The organism is Marinobacter sp. MA (assembly GCF_048298425.1).
Taxonomy (GTDB): Bacteria; Pseudomonadota; Gammaproteobacteria; order Pseudomonadales; family Oleiphilaceae; genus Marinobacter; species Marinobacter salsuginis.
Genome location: NZ_CP103058.1, coordinates 798,117 through 815,788 on the forward strand (window position 1 = coordinate 798,117; position 17,672 = coordinate 815,788).

Below are 17,672 nucleotides of genomic sequence, written 5' to 3' on the forward strand. Positions count from 1 at the left end.
CTTTTTATCGGACTCAGAAAAGCCGGATTTGACCTCGACGTTATGTGCAACCCCAAGGGCAGGAATTATCAGCGTCTTGTCGACGAGGGCATGGTTGCCAGCCCCATGGCCCTGAAGAGTCGCTTCGACAAAGACGGCACCGAGGCCATCCGCCAACAACTGGCCAAGAAAAATTACGAGGTCATTCATGCCTATAATCCCCGGGCCCTGGCCTGCGGATTACGGGCTTCCCGGGGCACCGATATCAAGATCGTCGCCTATCGCGGTGTGATCGGTAACATCAGCTTTCTCAATCCGGAGTCCTGGATTACCTTCTTGCACCCACGCGTCAGCAAAATTGTCTGTGTTGCCGATGCCATCAAGGATTATCTGGCGAGCCTCCGGTTTTTGTGGATGCACATCCCTGAGCGCAAGCTTCAAAGAATCTACAAGGGGCACGATCTGGACTGGTATCAGTCGCCCAAGGCCGATCTCACCCAGTTTGGTGTTCCTGAAGGTGCCTTCGTGGTGTGCTGCACCGGACGGAATACCCCACGAAAAGGCTTCGATGACCTGATAGAAGCAGTCGACAAGCTGCCTGCGGATGTGAACGTACATTTGCTGCTGGTCGGAGACGTCATTGATAACGAAGAGATTCAGGCGCAGGCCGCTGCCACCTCTCACCCCGAACGGATCCACTTTACAGGCTACCGCACCGATGCCCCGGCCATCGCCGCCGCCAGTGACGTCTTTGTGCTTCCCTCCAAAGAAAGAGAAGGGCTGCCCCGGGCCGTTATTGAAGCCATGGTCTATGGTGTGACGCCGGTGGTGACCAGTGTCGGCGGCATGCCGGAACTGGTGGAAGACGGTGTCAGCGGTATTGTGGTTCCACCGAAAAATGCCACCGAGCTGTCGGCAGCTATCGAGCGGCTTTACCACGACAGAGAGCTGTCGGCCAAGCTTGGGCAGGCTGCGCGGCAAAGGATCGCCCAGAATTTTCACACCTCACATACCGTCAGCGAGACGGGTGAGCTATATAAAACACTCACGGGCAGGGCTTGAATGCGGCGGTATCTGTTTTTTGTCAATCAACCCTATTCCTATTCGATTCTGCGACCGCTGCAGGAAGAGATACTGCGTCGGGGTGACGAAGCGGCGTGGTTTGTCGCGGGTTGCTCAACGGCGCCGCTTCGGTCCGAAGAGCGCCGTCTTGGCAGCGTAAAAGAGGTTATGGAATACAATGCCGATGCTACCTTTGTTCCCGGGGACTGGGTGCCCTATTTCTTCCCGGGGATCAAGGTCGAGGTATTCCATGGTATGGCTCGCAACAAGCGCGGCCATAGCAGCGAGGACGAAAGTGATCATTACCGCATTCGCGGATGGTTTGATCTCTACTGCACCCATGCCATGAAAGATACGGAAAAGTTCCGTGAGCTGGCGTCCCAATACCAGCATTTCGGGGTTGCCCACACTGGCTGGCCAAAGCTGGATCCTCTGCTATCGCAGCCTAGTGAGGGGAAGAGAAAGCGCTCGGAAAATGAGCTGCCTGTCGTATTTTTCGCCTCCACGTTCAGCCGCTCCGTTACGTCCGCTCCGGATCTGGTGGAGAAAATCGGCGAACTGTCCCGGAATGGTCGGTGGAAGTTCATTGTAACCCTGCACCCAAAGATGGATCCTGCGGTAGTGGATCAGTATCGCGAGCTGAGCGGCGATAACCTCCGTTTTGTCGAAAGCGATGAGGATCTGTTACCCCTGCTTCCGCAGGCAGATGTGATGCTGTGCGATACCTCGTCCATCATGTTCGAATTCATGTTCCTGGATCGCCCGGTGGTTACCTTCAGGACGAAAATGCCGGGCCCCTATCTGATCGACGTCCACGAAGTTGAGGATGTTGAGTCAGCCCTGGAAGAGGCAGTGCAGTATCCCGACACCCTGATGCAAGAAACACGAGCCCTTTGCGACCAGTTGCACAGCTTCAGGGATGGTCGCTCCAGCGGACGGGTACTGGATGCGGTTGAGGATTTCCTGATCAACAAGCGAGGCGAACTGAAACGCAAGCCGATGAATCTGCTGCGCAAACTGAAAGTCAGACGCCGTTTGCGCAAGGAACTTGCACGCATGGCACCGGAAAGCTCAGGATAGATTCTTCGAAGGTCCAAACCGGGAAACGAATGATTTGAGCAGCGCCGCCAGTCCTATTAACGTTTTTGTTGCGAGCACGCCCCTCCAACTGATCAGTTGCTCCGAGGCTCGCTACCATTATGGCTGCAGCGCTGAAACCACGCTTCTTGTCATTGCCAGGCCTGATAACCGGGAGACCGAGGGGCAAATGGCTTTTCTCGCCGATGCCCTGGGCTGGCAGGGCATCGAAACCATCTATCTTAAGAAAAGTTCGTTTTATCTGCGTCTGGGGGCGGTCGCCAAGGGTCTTTCGCGACGCAAAATCGAAAGGTTGTTCATCGGGAACAAATCCAGCTGGATCCACGAAGTGTTCTATCGGGGATTCGACAGCGAGCAGCTGATTTTTGTGGATGACGGCCTGGCGACAGTAACCTACTACCATGCCATTCATGATGAGGGGATCGCCTCCCGGATCTCACCGGCCAAGAAACGGCTCCTCAGAACCATGGGTATCCGGATTCACCGCGTTGTTCCGGATGTGATCGCCTTCTTTACCTTCTTTCCGTTACCGAGCTCCGGGCTCGTTCAGGTGCAGGTTCACGATTTTCCGGTGTTTCGTAGAACCTTTAAAACATCAGCCCGTGACAGCAGCCAGACGCCCATGGTGGGGTTCCTTGGCCAGCCCTTTGGTGGTGAGGATCGGCTTGCGCAACTGAAACTGCAAATTCAGCATGTGGTGGAACGTCATCCTGATAGCCGCGTCGTGTACTTTATGCACCGAAAGGAAAGCCGGGAAGAGTTGGAGGCCTTGCTGGCGGAATTTCCGCTCGAGATACGGCAGGCCGGTCGTCCGATAGAGGTGGAGGTAGCCCTGTCCGGAGAAACGTATCTGGCGTTCTACAGCTTTGCTTCAACCGCTCTGTTTACCCTGAAAAAGATTTTTCCGGAGATCCGGGTGTTCCAGATTGATGACGCCGCACTGGGCGCGCGGCTACCCTATTACGAGGAAATACGGTGTATGTTCAGGAGCATCGGTGTGGAAACGACGCTCCTCCGGGGATCACGAGTCTTCAAAGCGGGCCGGCCGGTCCAGAGTCCATAACCCCGCATACTTATTGAAGGTTACCTGCGCATAGGTCACGGCCGTCAGATAACCCACAGCGCCATCCAGAAAACCGAACCGAATAAAGTACACCTGCACAAACGTCATGAGGCCCCGCAAAGTAGGGTAGATCATCGTTCGGGTTTTCTTGCCTTTACGATGCTTCTCCAGAGAGCCGAGCCACGCATATTTCGCGCTTTTCTCCAGCGAATGGCCGAAATCCCGGTGCGTGTAGTGCGTGAGGCGGCCTCTGAGGGTTTTGATCTTGCGCCCCGATGGAATCAGTATCCGCTCATGTACCAGAGCGTCTGAAAAGCTGACGCCTTCCCTACGGAACAGCCGGAGCGGGGCTCGACCGCTGCGGCCGAAATCCAGACGGCTGCCGTAAATCGTTACCGCCCAGGGAAGCTTGTAGGCGTCCGCGTCAGGATCTGCCAGGTGATCGTTGATCTCCCGTGCCAGCTCCGGTGTGACACGTTCATCGGCATCCAGTGACAGCACCCACTCTCCGGTCGCTTTCTCGAGAGCGCGCTGTTTCTGGATGCCAAACCCCGGCCAGTCAGTCACTTCAACCACATCGGCCAACTCTCTGGCCAGTTCCACCGTCCGGTCAGTACTGCCGCTGTCCAGAACAATAATTTCGTCGGCAACCAGCCTTGCGGATTTCAGACAGTCGGTAATATGGTCTTCTTCGTTTTTCGTGATGATGGTCGCTGAAACCTTGCGGGCCCTGTTTCGAACGTATGAGGCGCTTAACTCTGTGAACATGGCCGAGGCGATTGACGCATTAGCCAGTAGGTAGAAGGTCAGGAACAGGGTTCGATTAAACGTGGCTTCTGTGAGCCCGAACAGGAAGTAGCCGATGGAGACCATGCAACCAGCCGCCGCAAGGTGGGCTGTGGCTGAGTGTCGGCTAGTCAGGTTACGGGCAAAGATGGCCAAAGGAATGAAAATCAGCAGGGCCCAGCTGAGAATGCCCGGAATACCGCTGGTGGCAGCATTATTGAGCAGGTCGTTGTGAGCGTGCCCGGTGCAACAGTCGAGGAAGTGCGCTGGCAGATTGCCGGCTGCCACTTCTGCCTCAATACGGTGGGTATACCCCCCCAGACCTGCCCCGGACCAGGGGCTTTCTCCAAGCATGCTCAGTGCCTGTTCCCAGACCTCCAGACGGATTTCCATTCCTGAGTCCAGGTGGCCGTCATGGAGCAAGCCATTGAGCGAATTCGACATGCGGTCGCTGGTAATAATGGCGCCGGCGACGAGAACTGGCACAACGATCAGTCCGGCAACGCGAAGCCTTTTTCTGAGTAGTGGTACTAGCGCAACCAGAAGAAATGGTAAGGCAACCAGGTTGCTGCGGGTCTCCGACAGCATCGAAATCAGGACGGCAGCCGTTCCACCGATAAAAAACAGTATCGCCAGGCCCAGCCGTTTTTCTCGGACAAAAAACATGGCGCCAACGATGGTTAACATCCCGCCCAGGAGGGAAAGATTTCCAAAGCTGATGGGGTTAATTCCGCCACCAAAACGGGAGTTCATCACCTGGCCAAGGGCACCCTGGCGGGCAGCGATGGTCACGAGAAATATCCCGATGACAGACATGGAAACCAGTCCGATGGCCGCAAACGTCGTGCGTGCGCCGACCCGCGCATAGCTGATGCCAATGATCAGAGGCCAGAACAGGATAAACCGGGCGTGCGTTCCAAACGTTTTTCCACCCTCATAATCAAAGCCTTCCAGGGCCCAGGACAGAAAGCTCACCAGTACGAAGAACCAGAAGGAAAAGTGCAGCAACCTGAGCTCTTTGGGCTTGTCCCAACCGGTTTTGTAAAGAGATTTCCTGGCACTGAGCACCATTCCGGCAATGGCGAGCAACAGAGTGGCGCCGGCCAGGATGCTCGACGACAGGAGCGCGCCGCCAAGCCCGATGATCAGCAGTGCATGGAGGGCCAGTGTCGGGTTCAACATATGCGATCCGGGTTATAGGGATTGATTTCGCCGGGTGGTCGATGGCGCATGCGTTTGTATTCCCACTGATATTGCTCCGGGATTTCCCGCACGCATTGCTCGATGGCGTGATTCATGGCTGTGGTTGCGGCAACAGGGTCTTTGTCTCCGAGGCCCGGGCCAGTCTCCCGAACGACAATCCGGAACCCGGAGGCATCGGGCAGGCGCTCGGCGTAGGTGATCAGCACGTTGGCGCCGGTACGCTGGATCAGCTTGGACACCAGCGTCATGGTTTTCACTTCCATGCCGAAGAAAGGCGCGAAGGCATTGCCTTTGCCCCGGGGTGACTGATCCGGCAGGATCCCTGCGACACCGCCTTCCCGCAGAATTGAGGCGAGCCGGGCCAGACCCCGACGGTCGCCCCTGACCAGTTCCGAGCCAAGGCGTCCGCGGACCTTGATCATGTAATCTTCGAACTCGGGCATATTCGGCGGGCTATAAAGGGCTGCCATTTTGTAACGGGATGAGAAAAACAAACCCGCCAGTTCCCAGTTGCCGAGGTGCGGCGCAAGGAGAATCAGGCCCTTGTCTCCAGCCATGGCGTCGTCGATCAGTTCAAGCCCCTCGGTTTCACGGATCAGGCCAAGGCATTTCTCCACTGGCCACTCCCACATCAAAGGGACCTCGAGCATGGTCATGCCGGTCTGGGCCAGCGAATTTTTCGACATAGCCGCCCGCTCGGTGTCTGAAAGCTCTGGGAGGCAGATGGACAGGTTAATATCGGTGACCTGACGCGACTTGGTGGGCAGTCGCCATACCAGATAACCCACGAACCGACCCACCCGCTGGGCGCCGGCAAGAGATAACCAGCCGGCAATCCTGAGCAGCCCGGCAATAACGAAATACTTGAGCTTGCTCATTTGCGGCCGTACCGATCCTCGTAGCGGACGATGTCATCCTCACCAAGGTAGGAACCCGACTGGACTTCGATCAGTTCCAGATCGATGACCCCCGGATTCTCCAGCGAATGCACCTGGCCAACCGGAATGTAGGTGGACTGGTTTTCGGTGACCAGATAGGTTTTCTCACCGTTGGTGACCCGGGCGGTGCCACTGACCACGATCCAGTGCTCGGCGCGATGATGATGCATCTGCACGGAGAGCTTGGCGCCGGGTTTTACCGTGATGCGTTTGACCTGATAGCGGGCGCCGTTGTCGATGGAATCGTAAACACCCCAGGGCCGGTAGACTTCCCGATGGTTCATGTGTTCGTGGCGGCCATCGGTTTTAATCCGTTCCACCACGGTTTTGACGTCCTGGACACTGTCTTTGTGGGCAACCAGCAGGGCATCCTTGGTTTCGATAACTACCAGGTTGTCCACGCCAACGGTGGCCACCAGCCGGCTATCGGCACGGACCAGGGTGTTGGCTGTGTTGTGGGTAATCACGTCGCCAGTCAGGCTGTTGCCGTCGGCGTCCTTGTCACTGACTTCCCAGAGCGCGGACCAGGAGCCGATATCGCTCCAGCCGGCATCCAGGGAAACCACTGCGGCCTTGTTCGTCTTCTCCATGACGGCGTAGTCCACCGAGTCCGACGGGCATTCCGCGAAGCGCTCGGCATTGATCCGGGTGAAGTGAAGGTCATCGGCGGTATCTGCGATGGCGGCACGGCATGCGGCGAGGATATCCGGGCGATGGGTTTCCAGTTCCTCAAGGTACTGGCGGGCACCGAACAGGAACATCCCGCTGTTCCAGAGGTACTCGCCGGAATCCAGGTAGCCATTGGCGGTCGCCTGGTCCGGCTTTTCGACAAATTTGTCCACCAGGTAGCTGTCGGGGCCCAGTTCGGTGCCCCGGTGGATATAGCCGTAGCCGGTTTCCGGATGGTTCGGGACAATGCCGAAGGTGACCAGTTTTCCTTCCCGCGCCAGCGGAATAGCCTTCTTCACCCCTTCCTGAAAGGCGGTAACGTCCTTGATGAGGTGGTCCGCTGCCAGCACTAGCATTAGGGGATCGTCGGCGCCGTTTTCTGTTGCCTCTGCCAGCTGTAACGCAGCCAATGCGATTGCCGGGGCTGTATTGCGGCCGCAGGGCTCCAGAATGATCCGCGTCTCTTCGTGGCCGGATTGCCGCATTTGCTCCGCAGCCAGGAACCGGTGTTCTTCATTGCAGATCAGAAGAGGGTTAGCTGCGTCCATGCCCTCAAGCCGCGCAACGGTGGCCTGCAGCATCGACAGGGGGCCGTTGGTCAGTTTCAGGAACTGTTTCGGATTCAGCTGGCGCGACATTGGCCAAAGGCGCGAGCCGGTACCGCCAGCCATAATGACGGGGTGAATCATCTGCACACTCCGGGCTTGAGTTAAAGAATGCCAAGAAAAACATCAAAATCAGGCGCGTCATCTTATCATAAGGCAACCATGATATTGTTCTGACCAGTCCGTAAACCGATTGCCTCGACACCAGGAACTTTGATGAAGCTACCGTTATCCGTTTATTACATCACCCAGGATGAAGAGCTGCGATTGCCAGAATCCCTCGCAAAGGTTTCCGGCTGGGTTGATGAAATTATCGTAGTCGATTCCGGGAGCACTGACCGAACCCGCGAAATCGCAGAAGCGGCCGGTGCAAGGTTCGTGCATAACGATTGGCAGGGGTTTGCTTGCCAGAAGGCGTTTGCTGCCAGTCTTTGCCGGAATGACTGGGTGTTGGATCTGGATGCAGATGAGGTGTTGTCAGACGAACTTGTCGCCAACATCCAGGCCCTTTTTTCAAAGCCGGTTGACCCGGACATTGCGGGATTCCGTATGCGCTGGCTTCTGTCGCAGCCGGACCCACGGCATCCATTCCGCCATGATAAATCGAAGAAGATCCTCAGGCTCTACAATCGCAAAAAGGCGGAGATCGAGCCGGAAAAAGACAGCAACAATGACCGGCCGCAGGTGAAAGCTGGACGGGTTGTTGAGCTCAAGGGCGATGTGTTACATCGCACGCTGATTTCCCTGGAGCAGATGGAGCGAAAGTACTGCCAGTTGTCGACGGAGCAGGCCCGCTTTCTGGCCGCAAAGGGGCGACGAATTTCCAGTGCCCGCCTGTTCGCCGAGTTTCCCGTGAAGTTCCTGAAATATTATCTGCTTCATCGCCAGATCCTGAATGGCTGGTTCGGGCTTAGCGTTTCCATTACTGCAGCCAACAGGAACTTCATGCGCCTGGCCAAGGCTCGGGAGATGCAGATGCTGTCTGAATTCGAGAAGGAAAATACACGCTAGGTCGCCACCGGGCATAGCCGCCATCAGTTCGCCCGGCGCTCGCCCATCGCCCTCAGGTAGAGCGCTTCCGTTTGCTCTGCCATGGCAGTGATCGTGAGTTTTTCGCGGGCAAATGCGATGGCCGGTTGCTGGCTCCGCTTCAGTGCCTCCAGATCAGCGAGCGCTTGTGCCATTAAATCGGCGAGGTCCCGATCTCGATAACCTGCGCTGAGAGCCGTTTCTGGAAGAATATCTCGTGGTCCAGATACCGGAGTTGAGACAACAGGGCAACCACCAAGAAGTGACTCCGCCAGCACATAGGGAAAACCTTCCCGCTCGGAACTGATTACCGTCAATTGGGCCTCTTCGTAGATGGGCGCCAGATTTTCCCGGAAACCTGCCAGAGTGATCGAGTTTTCCAGTTTCAGCTGGCGAATCAACTGTTCAAGCTGTGACTGCTGGCTGCCCTCGCCAAAAATGGTCAGATGACAGTGATCTGCGGTGCTGCCGAGCATGGCCCAGGCTCTGATCAGCGCATCAAAGCCTTTGACGGTTTCGAGTCGTCCCACGGCGATGACATTGGTGACTCCCGAGAGGAGCTTTGGGCCAGTGACGGTTGCCATTCGTTGGTCCCCGGGCGCCACACCGTTGTAGATCAGGTGTTTTCTGGGGTGTCGCAGGGACGCCAGAATCCGGGGGCTTACGGCAATGACTTCGTCGAGTCGATCAAATGCCTTGTGACTGGACTTGGTGCCGTGCACCGTACCGACCCGTGCGCTGGCAAGTTTTCCGGTTTTGGCTACCAGTTGCGCCGCCTTGTTGCCCTGGGCGTGAACAATATCGGGTGACAGTTCGCGAAGGCGCCGTCGGAGGGCAAGCTGAAGCCAAAGGTTCCGTCGCCCGAGTTGAACCGGCAGTGGATGAAACTGGACGCCGGCAGGGAATCTTTCCCGATAGGTTTTATGGCCGATCACATGGACGCTATGGCCACGGTCGGCCAGCGCTTTCGCCAGATCCGCAGTGTGCTTTTCCATACCGCCCCAGGTTGTGCCGGGCGTGGCAATCAGCAGGGCAATCGTTAATCGGCGTGGTGACGTCATGATCGACCGGCGACGCTCTTCAGAACCATCTCATAAACTTTCAGGCTCGCTTCGGTCTGTGCTTCCAGACGGAACCGGTAGGGGATGTCGATGACCGGAGGCTCGGTATCCAGCATACGCAAAACGGCCTGAGCGAATTCTTCGACGTTGTCCGGCGTCACCAGTCCATCCCTGAAGCACGCCTGCAGGGTTTCCGCGGCGCCGCCCCGGTTGTAGGCCACAACTGGTGTTCCTGAGGCCAGGGCTTCGGTCACTGTCCGGCCAAAGGGCTCGGGCTTGGTGCTCATATGGCAGACTACGTCGGAGAGCAGGTACAGGTTGGTCATGTCATTGCGCTGGCCCAGAAAGCTGACATTTTCGGTCAGGCCCAATCGCGACCGGTCCTTCTCCAGTTCATCCAGGAAATGCTCTTTGCCGGGTTCCGCGCCACCCACAATAATGCCGTGGCAATCAGGCCGCGCCTTCACCAGCTTCGCCATCATGGCCAGGAAGTCCAGCTGGCCTTTCCAGCGGGAAATCCGCCCCGGCATCATGATGATTTTTTTGCCGGCAAGCTGCGGATACTGACGGAACCAGCGGTCGAGCCATTGCTGTGGGAGCTCCCGCTGATGAAAGGCATCCACATCCACACCCCTCTGGATGACCGTCAGTTTTTCCTCGGGGACCGGGTAATTGTTCATCACGTAATCCCGCACGCACTGGGAGACTGCGATTATGTGATCGGCGCGGGTCATGATGGCGCTATAGGGTGTTACCGAGTACATGCCGTGGAAGGTTGAGACAACCGCCGGTCGCTCGTGCCTCGGGATGCTTTTCAGGGCCAGGAAGATAATCCAGGCGGGCATGCGCGAACGCACATGAATGATGTCGGGCTTCAGTTCGAGGAGCAGTTTTCGCATCGGCAGGATTTGCCCGAAGGAGGCGGGACTCTTCCTGTGTATCGGCATGAAAATATGCTTCGAACCTTGCCCCCGCAGTTGCTCGGCCATGGGGCCACCCTTGGAGACAACAAAGGATTCGTGGCCACGTTTGACGAGATCGGCGGCAAACTCAACGGTGCCTCGCTCCACCCCGCCACTGTACAGTGCCGGAAGTGCCTGAAGAATTCTCAAGGTTGGTTCCCCTTGTGCAGGCGTTGACTGGTTTTCTGGTTCTTTGCGAGCAATCCGTTTTCGATGACCCAACGCGCCGCGCGGTTGGCTTCCCAGAGCGACCGGTCGTGGTCGGCCCGGCCTGCCATAACGCTGGCGTGGTCGGTCCACTGGGCAACATACCCGCTCCGTACCAACCGTTCCACACCTTCCACAACGCGGCTCCCGGATCTGGCAGGCAACTCGAAAAGGCCCGTTGGCACCCCGGAGGTTGCCGCCTCACAAACCATGGACATGCTGTCCGGGGTGACCCAGACCGCTCGCGAGGCCGACAATTGATGGCTCAGCCAGTCCTCGTGGGTCTCGTCCGGATGAACAACGGTAATCCGCAGTCCGGCCATTTCGTCAAGGCGTTCCTGCATGGGCTCTGGTGTTCTCCGGGAGGTGCTGATGGTCCACCGCCAGTCGGGGTAATGACCGATCAGGTGGGATATCTGGCCGAGGACAACATCGTCGTCCCAATCGAAATGGGGGGAAGGCCCGCCAATCAGGAGTAATGCTTCCCGTTTCTCGGTGATTCTGGCCAGGGGGGTGATGGTATTCAGAACGCCCTCGGTTAGCAGTACCCGCGGGCCTGGATGGACGCGATCATGGGCCGGAATCAGTGCGCCGCTGACCAGAGACAGCGGGAATGCGGGCTTCATGATGACCAGTGACCGGCTTCCACGAAGTTTTCGCAGCGCAAGCAATAGTCGATGCGTGCCGGATCCTGCCGCGACGACAAGATCGGGGCGCGGCAATGACTCCTGCATGCGCGGTGGCGATCCCAGGACGGCCCGCCAGAGCGGAATTTTCATGGCGGAGGCGTCGACCCAGTAGGTGCTTGCGCCGGTCAGGACGCGAAGCCGGTTGCCAAGCCCCTTCAGCTGGTTCCGGTGGCCAGGTTTGCTGTCTGTCAGAAGCCACACCACCGGTGTGGATGCATCCTGCGTTCTGGACTCTGATTTGGCCATGGTGTTCCGGCATGCACTGCCGGCCTCCGTATTGCCAGGGTTCTGTGTTACCGGCGTTTGTAGAAGCCAGGGTCGTTCTCGTCCGGACGGGTCTTGAATCGTCGATGCATCCAGAGATACTGATCAGGCGCTCGCCGCACCTCTCGCTCGATAGTCTGGTTGATCAGTGTTGCATCCTGAAGATCATCCCCACTGGGGAAGTTCTCAAGGGCCGGGTGGAAATATATGTCGTAACCCGGTCCATCGTCGCGCCGGAAATGACTGAACGGAACCACCTTGCATCCGCTGCGCTCCGCAATTCTGGATGTGGCGGTAATAGTGCCCGCCGGTATGCCGAAGAATGGAGCAAAAACAATATCCTTACGGCCATAATCCTGATCGGTGGCATACCAGACCGCACGGTTCTTCTTGAGGCTGCGGAACAACCCTCGGAGGTCTCTCGCGCCCAGCACAGTTCCGTATCGGCGTTCCCGGGCCCTCGTCATGACCGCGTTCATCAACGGATTGTTGTGATCCCGTTGCATAACGTCTGCTTCAATGAATTCGGTTACCAGGCTGCCGCCGAGATCCAGGGTGCTGTAATGCCCCCCCAGTAACAAAACGCCTTTGCCATGGGCCAGGGCTTCCTCGAAGTGTTCAAGGCCATGGACTCGGGTGATGCCCGTGAGTTTCGCCGGATCACGAAACCAGGCAATGCCAAGTTCCAGCAGGCCGATACCATTGGCGATAAAGGCATTGCGAACCAGCGCTGATTGCTGGGCAGCTGTAAGTTCCGGGAAGCACAGACGGATGTTCACCTGGGCGATGTGCCGACGACTGCCGGCAAGGCGGAGCGCCAACAGCCCAGCCAGTTTGCCCAGCCACCACTGAACGCGGATCGGGAGCCGTGACACACACCACATGAGGGATATGGCTATCCACGTGGGCCACCATCGGGGATGACGGTAGGCGGAGTAATCTGTGTTTCGCGGCAATTTGCGGTATTTCTTTTTCACGTAAAGAGGGTCCTGCCAGGTCTCAGTCGATCAACGGTGACACAATGGCCCAAGCGATCAATCGGAAGCAAATCAATAGGTTTTGCGCTATGATAGCGCACTGTTTTGCCCGGAGTCCTGTGTGCTGCAATTTATCTATTCCCAGCTTATTCGGCTGATTCTGCCGTTCATCCTGCTACGCCTGTGGTGGAACGGACGTCGAGCTCCGGATCTCAGGCGCAACTGGTACCAGCGCCTGGGCATTGTGCCCAGGGCAAGCGGCACGGTGGTGTGGGTTCATGCCGTCTCGGTAGGTGAAACCATCGCGGCTGCGCCAATGGTCCGACGTCTGCTGGTCCGGAACCCGGGTATCACCATCCTGATGACAGCCATGACTGACACAGGCCTGGCTCAGGCGCGCAAGATGTTCGGTGATCAGGTGCAGTACGCCTACGCACCCTATGACACGCCCGGTGCCATCCGACGCTTCCTCGACCGTGCCAATCCCCGGATTCTGGTGATCATGGAGACCGAAATCTGGCCGAACATGATTCGCCAGTGCCGGGCCCGACGGGTTCCAGTGTTCCTCATCAATGCCCGCCTGTCAGAGCGATCCGCGCGGGGATACGAGCGTATTCGCGGGCTTGCCGCTCCTATCATGCGCAGTATCAGTTGGGTGGCGGCCCAGGCGGAGAAAGACGCTGAGAGGTTCCGGCGAATCGGCGTTGCACCGGCCAAAGTCGCTGTCACCGGTAGCGTGAAATTTGACGTTGATATTCCGGAGGACGTGCGGGCAGCTGCCAGGACGCTCCGGCAGAAGCTGGTGGGTAGACCGGTCTGGATTGCCGGCAGCACCCATGGCAACGAAAATGATCAACTGATTGCCGCCCATGCGAAAGTGTTGGAAAAGCATCCGGACGCGCTGCTTATCCTGGTCCCCAGGCATCCCGATCGTTTTGAGCCCGTGGCGGAAAAGACCTTGAAGGAAGGACTGGTGCTGGCACGACGGTCGATGGGAGAAGACCCGGCCGGGGCTCAGGTCTACCTCGGTGATACCATGGGGGAGTTGATGATGCTCTACGGCGCCAGTGACCTGGCGTTTGTTGGCGGCTCGCTGATCGAGCGCGGTGGCCATAATCCACTGGAACCCGCCGGTTGGGGAATTCCCGTGTTTTCAGGTCCTCACTTCTTCAATTTCGAGACAATCTACCAGCGTCTGCTGGATGACCGGGGCGTAAAACTGGTTTCCGATGCAGACGATCTGGCCGCTCATGTGTCGTCGCTGTTTAGTGATCACCGGGAGCGCGAGGCGATTGGTCTTCGGGCATTGGAGGTTGTGAACAAGAACCGCGGGGCGCTCGACAAAGTGGTGGATGGTATTATTGAGCGGGTTTGACCCATTACCCATTGTTCAGATAGGAAGCTGGCGGGCCGGAGGGCCCGCCCTTAGTGTCACTGGGTCGGGTCGTTCAGGGTTTCTTCCTCATTTGCCAGGGCTTCGATCCCAGGTGCGGCCGCGCTCAGCCAGTTGTTCAGCTCAATCAGGTCTTGAGGGCTAAGGGTTCCTGCAGCCTGCTTCAACTGAAGCGAGTTGATCACATAGTCGTAGCGGGCGTTCGCATAGTCTCGCAGGGCAACGTAATAGGCCCGTTCGGCGTCGAGTACTTCCACGATGTTCCGTGTTCCTACCTCATAGCCTGCGCGGGTGGCATCCAGGGCGCTGCGCCGTGAAACGATGGTCTGCTCAAGTGCCGACGCGGTTTCAACGTTGTTGTTGACTGTCAGAAAAAGGCTTCGGGTGTTCACTCGGACATCGCGACGAACCGTGTTCAGTGACTGCTCGGCCACAGTCACCAGTGAACGTTGCTGGCGAACGCCTGCCTGTGTGCCGCCGCCACTGTACAGAGGAACGTTCAGGGTCAGCCCGATGGTCGCTTGCGTGCCTTCGAATTGGGTTGGTGAGCCACCGTCGATGTTGGTGTCCCCATAGGAGGCATTCAAATCCACAGTGGGATAATGCCCGGCCTTGGCTTCCCGGAGGCCGGCTTCACTAGCATTGAGTTCGTACAGCGCGGACTGGATGGACCAGTTCTGCTCCAAGGCAGTCGCTTCCCAGGCTGACGGATCCATGGGGTCCGGGCGTCCCAAGGGGAAGTTCTGGCGCAGATTGTCCAGCTCTTCAGCGTACTCGCCAGTCAGCCGGGCCAGTTGTTCCCGGGCAACATTCAGCTGGTTTTCGGCTGCGATGCGCTGGCTTTTGCTGTCGTCGTAGCTGGCGCGCGCCTCATAGACCTCTGTAATTGCAATCAGGCCGACATCAAAGCGTTCCTGCGCTTGCTCGTACTGGCGCTGGATGGCAGCTTCAGTTGCCCGGGCCGTGGTGACGGTATCCCGGGCCCTCAGCACATTGAAGTACGCAGTAGCAACATCCAGGATCAACTGTTGTTGGGCGAGATTGTATTCGGCCCGCGCCGATTCCGTCTGGAACTTGCTGGCGTCGTAGCGGAACCAGGCGTCGGCCCGGAAAAGCGGCTGGGTAAGTTGTACACCGTAGTTCAGTTCCCGGTAGCTGTTATCCTGGTTGGGACCATCCACATCGATGTAGTTGCCCTCACCGAAGGCGCCGATCTGGGGTAGCAATGCGCTTTGGCTGACATCGCTTGCTGCCTGCTGCGCTTCAAAGCTTGCCCTGGCAGCGGCAATACCGGAGTCGTAGGAAAGTGCTTTCTCATAGGTCTCGACCAGATCCATGGAAAGAGCGGGCTGGGCCGCCATGAGGCCAATTAGTCCGGAAAGCAATCGCTTTTTCATTCTGTCTCCTGAATACGGTTACGCATCTTTGCCCGGTATCCGGGGCGCGTGTCGGGCTGGTAGACACGCTGCTTCGCCCCGTTTGTTTCATGGGCCGACGGGTCTGGTTGGCCATTATGGACAATAAATGCCCGCAGCTCTACACTTGCAAATGGCACCCATTATGGGTGTCATGCTTTACAGATTCGCGTCTTGACGGGGTGCTGGTCTGCTTTCCGAAGAATTGGAAGCAACCGGCTGAGATTGCATCGCAGAACCCGCGACCTGATCCGGATAATACCGGCGTAGGGATTTAAGACCACAGTGCTGACCGACCATAATTCCTCTGGTGAGGAAGAGTGTCCACGGCTCCGTCATACGCGACCCGAAATCCAAAAATTGTTCCGGGAGCGAATGATGACCGACTTGCCTGATTACCTCAGCGATTCCGCCCAGGTGGATTCCGCCGCGATCAAACCCCTTCCAAGCTCACGCAAAATCTACGTACAGGGTAGCCGACCCGATCTACGGGTGCCCATGCGGGAAATTACCGTGCAGGACACGCCCACTGAAATGGGCGGGGAAAAGAATCCACCGGTAGTGGTGTACGACACCTCGGGCCCCTACACCGATCCGGAAGCCACCATTGACCTGCGCAAGGGCCTCGAGCCTCTGAGGGCCGAGTGGATTGCCGAGCGCGGTGACGTGGAGCAGCTGCCCGGCTATTCTTCGGAATTCACCCGCCGTCGGATGAAAGATCCGCAGCTCGATCCGCTGCGGTTCATGGATGAGCGTAAACCGCTGCGTGCCAAACCCGGGCAGAACGTTTCCCAGATGCATTATGCCCGTCAAGGCATTATTACCCCGGAGATGGAGTACATCGCCATCCGGGAGAACATGAAACTGCAGGAAGCCCGGGAACAGGGGTTGCTGAAAGACCAGCATCCCGGTCAGTCCTTCGGCGCCAATCTGCCCCCGGAAATCACTCCAGAGTTTGTCCGTGACGAAGTCGCCCGAGGACGCGCGATTATCCCCGCCAATATCAACCACCCGGAAATCGAACCGATGATCATCGGTCGCAATTTCCTGGTGAAGATCAACGGTAATATCGGTAACTCGGCCGTCAGTTCTTCCATCAAAGAGGAAGTGGAGAAGCTGACCTGGGGCATCCGCTGGGGCGCCGACACCATCATGGATCTGTCCACCGGCAAGAATATCCACGAAACCCGGGAATGGATCATCCGCAACTCCCCGGTGCCCATCGGCACCGTGCCGATTTACCAGGCTCTGGAAAAAGTTGGCGGCGTGGCCGAAGACCTGACCTGGGAAATCTTCCGGGATACGCTGATTGAACAAGCGGAGCAGGGGGTGGATTACTTCACCATCCACGCGGGCGTCCGCCTTCACCATGTGCCCATGACTGCAAAACGCACGACTGGCATCGTCTCCCGGGGCGGCTCTATCATGGCCAAGTGGTGCCTGGCTCACCACAGGGAAAGCTTCCTCTACGAGCACTTCGAAGACATCTGCGAAATTATGAAGGCCTACGATGTGTCATTCAGCCTTGGCGACGGTCTGCGGCCCGGCTCCATTGCCGATGCTAACGATGCGGCCCAGTTCGGCGAACTGGAAACCCTGGGTGAACTCACCAAAATCGCCTGGAAACACGATGTGCAGTGCATGATTGAAGGGCCGGGGCACGTGCCGATGCATCTGGTGAAGGAGAACATGGACAAGCAGCTCGAATGCTGCGACGAAGCGCCTTTCTACACCCTGGGGCCGCTGATCACTGACATCGCCCCCGGATACGACCACATCACCTCCGGCATCGGCGCTGCCATGATCGGTTGGTACGGCTGTGCCATGCTCTGCTATGTCACACCCAAGGAGCACCTGGGCCTGCCGAACAAGGACGACGTGAAAACCGGCATCATTACCTACAAGATCGCCGCCCACGCAGCCGACCTCGCCAAAGGGCATCCAGGCGCCCAGATTCGCGACAATGCCCTGTCCAAGGCCCGCTTCGAGTTCCGCTGGGAAGACCAGTTCAATCTGGGGCTGGATCCGGACACCGCCCGCGCCTACCACGACGAAACCTTGCCGAAGGAATCCGCGAAGGTGGCGCATTTCTGTTCCATGTGTGGTCCGAAGTTCTGCTCCATGCAGATTTCCCAGGAGGTTCGGGATTACGCGAAGGAACATGGACTGGATGAAGTGTCCGCGGTGGATGCCGGTATGCAGGAGAAATCCCGCGAGTTCGTGGAGTCCGGGAGCAAGCTGTACGATAAGGTTTGAACTTGAAGTAATACCC

General features: G+C 57.7%; 14 protein-coding genes and 1 riboswitch. Of the genes, 6 read left to right on the forward strand and 8 right to left on the reverse strand.

Annotated elements, in window-relative coordinates:
• The first annotated feature begins 42 nt into the window (after window positions 1-42).
• Genes NUW46_RS03685 through NUW46_RS03695 form a run of 3 tightly spaced genes read left to right on the forward strand, consistent with a single transcriptional unit; the run spans window position 43 to window position 3,202 of the window.
• Window positions 43-1,041, forward strand: a complete 999-nt coding sequence (locus NUW46_RS03685) for a glycosyltransferase family 4 protein (protein ID WP_418141383.1) — start codon at window positions 43-45, stop codon at window positions 1,039-1,041.
• Window positions 1,042-2,121, forward strand: a complete 1,080-nt coding sequence (locus tag NUW46_RS03690; protein WP_305967119.1) for a CDP-glycerol glycerophosphotransferase family protein — start codon at window positions 1,042-1,044, stop codon at window positions 2,119-2,121.
• Between the two features lie 34 nt (window positions 2,122-2,155).
• Window positions 2,156-3,202 carry a hypothetical protein gene (locus tag NUW46_RS03695; RefSeq protein WP_418141384.1) on the forward strand — a complete coding sequence of 349 codons (1,047 nt, stop codon included), beginning with the start codon at window positions 2,156-2,158 and terminating at the stop codon, window positions 3,200-3,202.
• Here the strand turns inward: NUW46_RS03695 and NUW46_RS03700 are convergent.
• The 3 genes from NUW46_RS03700 to NUW46_RS03710 are packed head-to-tail and all read right to left on the reverse strand — an operon-like array spanning window position 3,161 to window position 7,487.
• The gene (locus NUW46_RS03700; protein WP_418141385.1) at window positions 3,161-5,170 is read right to left on the reverse strand and encodes a glycosyltransferase; all 2,010 of its coding nucleotides are present in this window, start codon (window positions 5,168-5,170) and stop codon (window positions 3,161-3,163) included. The genes NUW46_RS03695 and NUW46_RS03700 overlap by 42 nt on opposite strands.
• Window positions 5,164-6,069, reverse strand: coding sequence for a lysophospholipid acyltransferase family protein (locus NUW46_RS03705; protein ID WP_305967122.1), 906 nt, complete (start codon window positions 6,067-6,069; stop codon window positions 5,164-5,166). Before NUW46_RS03705 ends, NUW46_RS03700 begins: the two co-directional genes overlap by 7 nt.
• On the reverse strand, window positions 6,066-7,487 hold the full coding sequence (locus NUW46_RS03710; RefSeq protein WP_418141386.1) for a mannose-1-phosphate guanylyltransferase/mannose-6-phosphate isomerase: 1,422 nt from the start codon (window positions 7,485-7,487) through the stop codon (window positions 6,066-6,068). The genes NUW46_RS03705 and NUW46_RS03710 overlap by 4 nt, the downstream gene beginning before the upstream one ends.
• A gap of 132 nt (window positions 7,488-7,619) precedes the next feature.
• Here NUW46_RS03710 and NUW46_RS03715 point away from each other — a divergent pair, with 132 nt between their 5' ends.
• Complete coding sequence (locus NUW46_RS03715) at window positions 7,620-8,414, forward strand: glycosyltransferase family 2 protein (RefSeq protein WP_418141387.1); 795 nt, start codon at window positions 7,620-7,622, stop codon at window positions 8,412-8,414.
• 23 nt (window positions 8,415-8,437) lie between these two features.
• Here the strand turns inward: NUW46_RS03715 and NUW46_RS03720 are convergent, their stop codons facing one another.
• The 4 genes from NUW46_RS03720 to lpxL are packed head-to-tail and all read right to left on the reverse strand — an operon-like array spanning window position 8,438 to window position 12,592.
• Window positions 8,438-9,493 carry a glycosyltransferase gene (locus tag NUW46_RS03720; protein WP_418141388.1) on the reverse strand — a complete coding sequence of 352 codons (1,056 nt, stop codon included), beginning with the start codon at window positions 9,491-9,493 and terminating at the stop codon, window positions 8,438-8,440.
• Window positions 9,490-10,605 carry a glycosyltransferase family 4 protein gene (locus NUW46_RS03725; RefSeq protein ID WP_418141389.1) on the reverse strand — a complete coding sequence of 372 codons (1,116 nt, stop codon included), beginning with the start codon at window positions 10,603-10,605 and terminating at the stop codon, window positions 9,490-9,492. The genes NUW46_RS03720 and NUW46_RS03725 overlap by 4 nt, the downstream gene beginning before the upstream one ends.
• Window positions 10,602-11,597: a mitochondrial fission ELM1 family protein gene (locus tag NUW46_RS03730; RefSeq protein ID WP_069185127.1), complete on the reverse strand. Its 996-nt coding sequence runs from the start codon at window positions 11,595-11,597 to the stop codon at window positions 10,602-10,604. The genes NUW46_RS03725 and NUW46_RS03730 overlap by 4 nt, the downstream gene beginning before the upstream one ends.
• 47 nt (window positions 11,598-11,644) lie before the next feature.
• A complete protein-coding gene (lpxL, locus tag NUW46_RS03735) occupies window positions 11,645-12,592 on the reverse strand; it encodes an LpxL/LpxP family Kdo(2)-lipid IV(A) lauroyl/palmitoleoyl acyltransferase (RefSeq protein ID WP_083231882.1) in 948 nt (315 codons plus the stop codon).
• 121 nt (window positions 12,593-12,713) lie between these two features.
• Between lpxL and waaA the strand changes: the two genes are divergently transcribed.
• Complete coding sequence (waaA, locus tag NUW46_RS03740) at window positions 12,714-13,967, forward strand: lipid IV(A) 3-deoxy-D-manno-octulosonic acid transferase (RefSeq protein WP_418141390.1); 1,254 nt, start codon at window positions 12,714-12,716, stop codon at window positions 13,965-13,967.
• A 56-nt stretch (window positions 13,968-14,023) separates the two neighbouring features.
• Here the strand turns inward: waaA and NUW46_RS03745 are convergent, their stop codons facing one another.
• Window positions 14,024-15,382 (reverse strand): TolC family outer membrane protein, encoded by a 1,359-nt coding sequence (locus tag NUW46_RS03745; RefSeq protein ID WP_418141391.1) that lies wholly within the window; start codon window positions 15,380-15,382, stop codon window positions 14,024-14,026.
• A 186-nt stretch (window positions 15,383-15,568) separates the two neighbouring features.
• A riboswitch (TPP riboswitch) is annotated at window positions 15,569-15,691 on the forward strand.
• Window positions 15,692-15,778: 87 nt separating this feature from the next.
• Between NUW46_RS03745 and thiC the strand changes: the two genes are divergently transcribed.
• Window positions 15,779-17,656 (forward strand): phosphomethylpyrimidine synthase ThiC, encoded by a 1,878-nt coding sequence (thiC, locus tag NUW46_RS03750; RefSeq protein ID WP_418141392.1) that lies wholly within the window; start codon window positions 15,779-15,781, stop codon window positions 17,654-17,656.
• Window positions 17,657-17,672 lie beyond the last annotated feature (16 nt).